This is a genomic window from Bartonella sp. CR84HXZ (assembly GCF_042194535.1).
Taxonomy (GTDB): domain Bacteria; phylum Pseudomonadota; class Alphaproteobacteria; order Rhizobiales; family Rhizobiaceae; genus Bartonella; species Bartonella grahamii.
This window is the reverse complement of the sequence record NZ_JBHIMY010000039.1, coordinates 1-4,825: the sequence shown is the minus strand read 5'-3', so window position 1 is coordinate 4,825 and position 4,825 is coordinate 1. Positions and strand designations below refer to the sequence as shown.

The 4,825-nt window shown below is 40.1% G+C and carries 9 protein-coding genes and 1 pseudogene; all 10 read left to right on the top strand.

Annotated features, from left to right (window positions below):
• Window positions 1–80 precede the first annotated feature (80 nt).
• On the top strand, window positions 81–863 hold the full coding sequence (locus ACFIKD_RS08770; protein ID WP_375647793.1) for a type IV secretion system protein: 783 nt from the start codon (window positions 81–83) through the stop codon (window positions 861–863).
• Window positions 864–888: 25 nt separating this feature from the next.
• A complete protein-coding gene (locus ACFIKD_RS08765) occupies window positions 889–1,161 on the top strand; it encodes an EexN family lipoprotein (protein WP_026500396.1) in 273 nt (90 codons plus the stop codon).
• Complete coding sequence (locus ACFIKD_RS08760; protein ID WP_375647791.1) at window positions 1,161–1,577, top strand: EexN family lipoprotein; 417 nt, start codon at window positions 1,161–1,163, stop codon at window positions 1,575–1,577. The genes ACFIKD_RS08765 and ACFIKD_RS08760 overlap by 1 nt, the downstream gene beginning before the upstream one ends.
• Window positions 1,578–1,579: 2 nt before the next feature.
• Window positions 1,580–1,984, top strand: coding sequence for an EexN family lipoprotein (locus tag ACFIKD_RS08755; RefSeq protein ID WP_375647790.1), 405 nt, complete (start codon window positions 1,580–1,582; stop codon window positions 1,982–1,984).
• A gap of 26 nt (window positions 1,985–2,010) precedes the next feature.
• On the top strand, window positions 2,011–2,241 hold the full coding sequence (locus tag ACFIKD_RS08750; RefSeq protein ID WP_375647789.1) for a hypothetical protein: 231 nt from the start codon (window positions 2,011–2,013) through the stop codon (window positions 2,239–2,241).
• Window positions 2,242–2,267: 26 nt separating this feature from the next.
• Window positions 2,268–2,684 carry an EexN family lipoprotein gene (locus ACFIKD_RS08745; RefSeq protein WP_375647788.1) on the top strand — a complete coding sequence of 139 codons (417 nt, stop codon included), beginning with the start codon at window positions 2,268–2,270 and terminating at the stop codon, window positions 2,682–2,684.
• Window positions 2,685–2,730: 46 nt separating this feature from the next.
• Window positions 2,731–3,627, top strand: coding sequence for a type IV secretion system protein (locus tag ACFIKD_RS08740; RefSeq protein ID WP_375647786.1), 897 nt, complete (start codon window positions 2,731–2,733; stop codon window positions 3,625–3,627).
• Between the two features lie 4 nt (window positions 3,628–3,631).
• Window positions 3,632–3,919, top strand: coding sequence for a type IV secretion protein VblB7 (locus ACFIKD_RS08735; protein WP_375644468.1), 288 nt, complete (start codon window positions 3,632–3,634; stop codon window positions 3,917–3,919).
• Window positions 3,916–4,587 (top strand): virB8 family protein, encoded by a 672-nt coding sequence (locus ACFIKD_RS08730; RefSeq protein WP_375647785.1) that lies wholly within the window; start codon window positions 3,916–3,918, stop codon window positions 4,585–4,587. The genes ACFIKD_RS08735 and ACFIKD_RS08730 overlap by 4 nt, the downstream gene beginning before the upstream one ends.
• A gap of 2 nt (window positions 4,588–4,589) precedes the next feature.
• Window positions 4,590–4,825, top strand: a pseudogene (locus tag ACFIKD_RS08725) (P-type conjugative transfer protein VirB9); the annotation flags it as partial.

Here is a 4,825-nt window from a genome sequence, read left to right as displayed (position 1 = left end):
GAACTCCTAGAGACCATTATGGATGAAGTTGGACAATCTCCAGAAAAATGGCTTCCTATTTTTCAAGAAAGGTCAAAACAATGAAAAAACTTTTATTGGCAACAGCCGTCTGTGCAGCTTCATTTGGCTTTCAAACAAATGTATTCGCACAAATGCCTACATTCGATTTACAATCTTTTACGCAAGGGGGAAAGCAACTTGAACAATTGAAGCAACAAGTTGATAAAGCAAAACAGCAAGTTCAACAAGGTGCACAACAGCTTGAGCAATTAAAGAGCCAACTCGATCAAGCGAAACAATTATATAACTCCTTAAATGTCAAGCCTGACATCTCGGGATTGAAAGACATGTTTAACAAGCAAGGGAGCAGTGGCGCCCTTCCTTCAGACTTTAACCACTTTCAACAATCGATGGGCAGCGGCGGTGGCAGTGGCGGCGGTGGTGGCGGTGGCGGCAGCAAAAACACGCAAAAATGGCAAGAAGAACTTAAATACAAAGAGCCCGCGGGGGGTGCTGGATCAAAAGAGGCAGTAGATGCTTTTTACGCACAAGAAGTGAAAAAAGCCGAACAGAACACGGTAGGACAAGCAGCAAAAGGCCAAGACGTCTACGAAGAAGCCAGTGAAACACAAAAAACCATTAACAAGCTCCTTGACGAACTTGGAAGTACTGAAGATGCGGGTAAAATTCAAGGCATTCAAGCACAATTATCAGCGATACAAGCAAAACTCCAAACACAAGTTCTCCAAATGCAAGCCGCCGCGATGATTCAACAAGCAGAGTACAAAGCTGCCGAACAACGAGCTTACGAAGAATTTTCAGCGCGATATGCAGATTATGCCAAAAAACTGCGTGGTCAATAAAGGGTAAAAAAAGAGGGGCTTGAACATGAACAAGATCATCATAACAACATTGCTACTTTGCACAGGGCTGATCACAGCTGGTTGTGAAAAAACCCACAGCGTAGAAGAATTTAAGAAAGATCACAAATTATACGAAAAATGGAAAATGAAATGTATGACATCAGGGGATCTCGATTCGCAAAATTGTAAAAACGCAGAGCAAGCTTATCGTGAGAGTCTTCCAACATGGGGATGGGGGAGAACTGGCTCGACAAATGACGATAAACAAGAATCTGAAAAGAAACAGGACAATAAATAATGAATAAAGTTCTCATAACAACATTGCTACTTTGCACAGGGCTCATCACAGCTGGCTGTGAAAAAACCCATAGCGTCGCAGAATTTAAAAAAGATAAAAAATTGATGGAAGAGTGGAATGCTAAATGTGGATTCGCAGGAACTGCCCAAAATTGTGAAAACCTAAGATTAGCACAACTTGAACTTCAAAAGGAATATGAAGCAAAAGCTGAAGAAAGAGCGCGTGAACGCGAAGAAGAAGATCGTAAAGCGATGGAAAGATTTGAAGCTGAAATAGAAGCTGAACATCAAGCAAGGCAAGCTGAAATAAAAAAACTAAAAGCTGAAATGGAAAAAAGAAAAGCTGAAGAAAAAGCAAAAGAACAAGCCGGAAGAGAAGCAGAAGAGCGCGCTAAACAACAACAGGACAGTCATTAATCATGAATAAAGTTCTCATAACAACATTGCTACTTGGCACTGGAATTATCGCTGCTGGCTGTGAAAAAACTTACAGCGTCGCAGAATTTAAAAAAGATAAAAATTTACGCTTCGAGTGGGATGCTAGATGTGGATTTGCAGGAACTTCAAAGAATTGTGAAAACATGCGGTTAGCATTTTTAGAACTTGAAAAAGAATATGAAGCACAAGCAGAAGAAAGAGAGCGTCAAGCGGAAGAGAACGATCGCAAAAGATATGAAGAATTTATGGCGAAACAAAAAGCTGATCTTGAAAAAATGAGAGCAGAGACTCAAAAAAAATTAGAAGAACAAAGAGCAAAGCGACGTGCTGAGGAAGAACGAAGAGCAAAAGAGCGCGCGGCAGAAGAACAACAAAATAACCATTAAGACATAATGAAGAGCGGAGCATCTCAATGGCAGTAGAAAGCAACGGCATATTCACTAAGATAGACAATATGTTGATGAATCCCATTACAAAAACAATGGATAACATCTATTGCGCTTTAGCTGCTCAACTTAAAGAACCTTACATACTATACAATATATTTATGGCAACATTATGTCTGTGCCCTAGATTTATCATCACTGGTTATAAAAAACCGATAACACAAGCAGAATTTAAAGATTGTGCTCAAACCTTGTAAAACTGAAAGAAAGAAGGGGAATATCTATGAATAAAGTTCTCATAACAACATTGCTACTTTGCACAGGGCTCATCACAGCTGGATGTGAAAAAACCTATAGCGTCGCAGAATTTAAAAAAGATAAAAATTTGATGGGAGAGTGGAATGCTAAATGTGGATTCGCAGGAACTTCAAAAAATTGTGAAAACCTAAGATTAGCACAACTTGAACTTCAAAAGGAATATGAAGCAAAAGCTGAAGAGAGAGCGCGTGAACGCGAAGAAGAAGATCGTAAAGCGCTAGAAGAATATCGAGCCGAGCTGCGAGCTAGACATGAAAAATGGAAAGCTGAAATAGCAAAAAAAGAAGCTGAAATAGAAAAAAGAAAAGCTGAAGAAAAAGCAAAAGAACAAGCCGAACGAGAAGCAGAAGAGCGTGCTGAACAGAACCAACATAATAATTGAATCAGAAATGATCATATTTGCAAAAATTAGATAGAATGGATGTGCAATGACATTCGAAAAAGTAGCTTTCTTTACCACAGCAGAAAATATGTTAATGGAACCTATCATGCAAATAATGAAGGAGACCATTAAAAACCTTTCAATGGGTTTAAGTGCTCCGCTTAAAGCATCTTGTACAATTTACATTATATTTATAGGGTACAATATCATCTCAGGGCGTTCTTCCATGCCCTTATGGGAATTTATAGTGACAGCTTTCAAACTTGGCATCATTGTTTCACTCGCCACTAATGCTGCTCTTTATAATGAGTGGGTCGGTAATATATTTTTTGAGGCTCTGCCTAATGCCATTGCACATGCCACACAAGGTACAATACACTCAGATAAAAATATATGGGATGATCTGATAAATAAAGCTATTTCACATATTTTAGATTCAACAAAATCTTCATCATGGCTTGCACTGGGGGCGTATCTTGTTTCATGGATTTATGCTTCATTGTGTTACACAATTGCTATGATTTTTTGCCTAATTGGTTTTATCGTCACAATGTTTGCTAAACTTGGTTTGTTTCTTGTCATATCAGTAGGACCGCTCTTCATAAGCCTCTCTATGTTTTCCTCAACAAGGCGTTTTACAGAGGCATGGTTAGGACAAGTTGCAAACTTCATCATTTTACAGGTATTAGTCATCTTGCTTGGTGGTATGTATATCAAACTTGCAATGAATGTCTTTTCAAAAGACATTAAAGATTTCGTGTTAGCCTATGGAGAATTCTTCGTGGTTGGCATTGGTGGTATTTTTCTTTTCTTCAATTTACCTAGCATGGCTTCCGCTTTAGCCTCTGGAGGTGCATCCCTTACAGGCTCAGGAGGAGCTAAAACGATAACGAACGGTGCAAAAAAAATAGGATCACTAATAGCATCATTAGCAAAGGCCTAAGTAAATGCGGGAATTTAAAAAAATTGGGGTCATCTTACCATTTCTCTTTCTCAGTGGCTGTGTGTCTTCACCAAACACACTGAAGTCACTCCCAAAGTGTGATGGATATTCTAAACGTCCACTCAACAGATCAATGTGGAATTGGGAAGGGAAAAAACCCACGCCCACGCCCATTATCATCAGTAACAACACCCCTTCACCCCTAAAAGAAGGGAAGCTGGAAACGCTTCTGGCACAAAAATTAACGGATGAAGAAATCAAATCTTACAAAAATTGCGGGCAAAAAGCATGAAAGAAAAAGACATAGAACAATACATTGCTGAAGCACGCTCGTTCGATCAAGATCGCATGCTCGCCTCACGCCGCACCACCCGCATCTCGCTTGCAATCGCCGGCATCGCGGTTGCTGTTGCAATAATGTCTTCTCTCGCGGTCATCACCCTCACGCCCCTTAAAACCGTGGAACCTTTTGTCATCCGTGTGGACAATTCAACCGGCATTGTCGAAGTTGTGGAAGCCTTAAAAGAAGGTCCCACCAATGTCGACGAAGCAATCACACGCTACTTTGCTGCAAAATATATCCGCTCCCGTGAAGGCTTCACCACAGAAGAAACACAACACAACTTCCAAACCGTCTCTCTCCTCTCTTCTTCTGAAGAACAGGAAAGATTTGCCAGCTGGTATGGAGCAAGAAATCCCCAAAGTCCTCAAATTCTCTATAAACACGCCGCCGTTACAATAACAATAAAATCAATCTCCTTTATCAATGACGATGTTGCCCAAGTGCGTTACTACAGAACCATTCATGACAACGAAACCAAAAAAGAATTCATCACCCACTGGGTTGCAACACTTACCTTTGAATACATCAATGCCCCTATCTCTGTCCAAAACCGTTTGATAAATCCTCTAGGGTTTATTGTTAATGAATATAGAACCGATCCGGAAGTGGTCAACTGATCATGACAAAAAAAATTCTTTTTCTCATTCTTAACATCGCTATTACCCTTTCTCCTATAGCCTTGAGCCATGCCAGTATTTTTCCCACCCGTGCGCCAAGCGATAGCCGCATTCGCTTTATCAACTATGATGCCTATAATGTCACAAAAATTATTGGCTCTATACGCTCATCGGTACAAATAGAATTTTCTCCCAATGAAGAAATTGCCCATGTGGCAATTGGCAACAGCGTTGCATG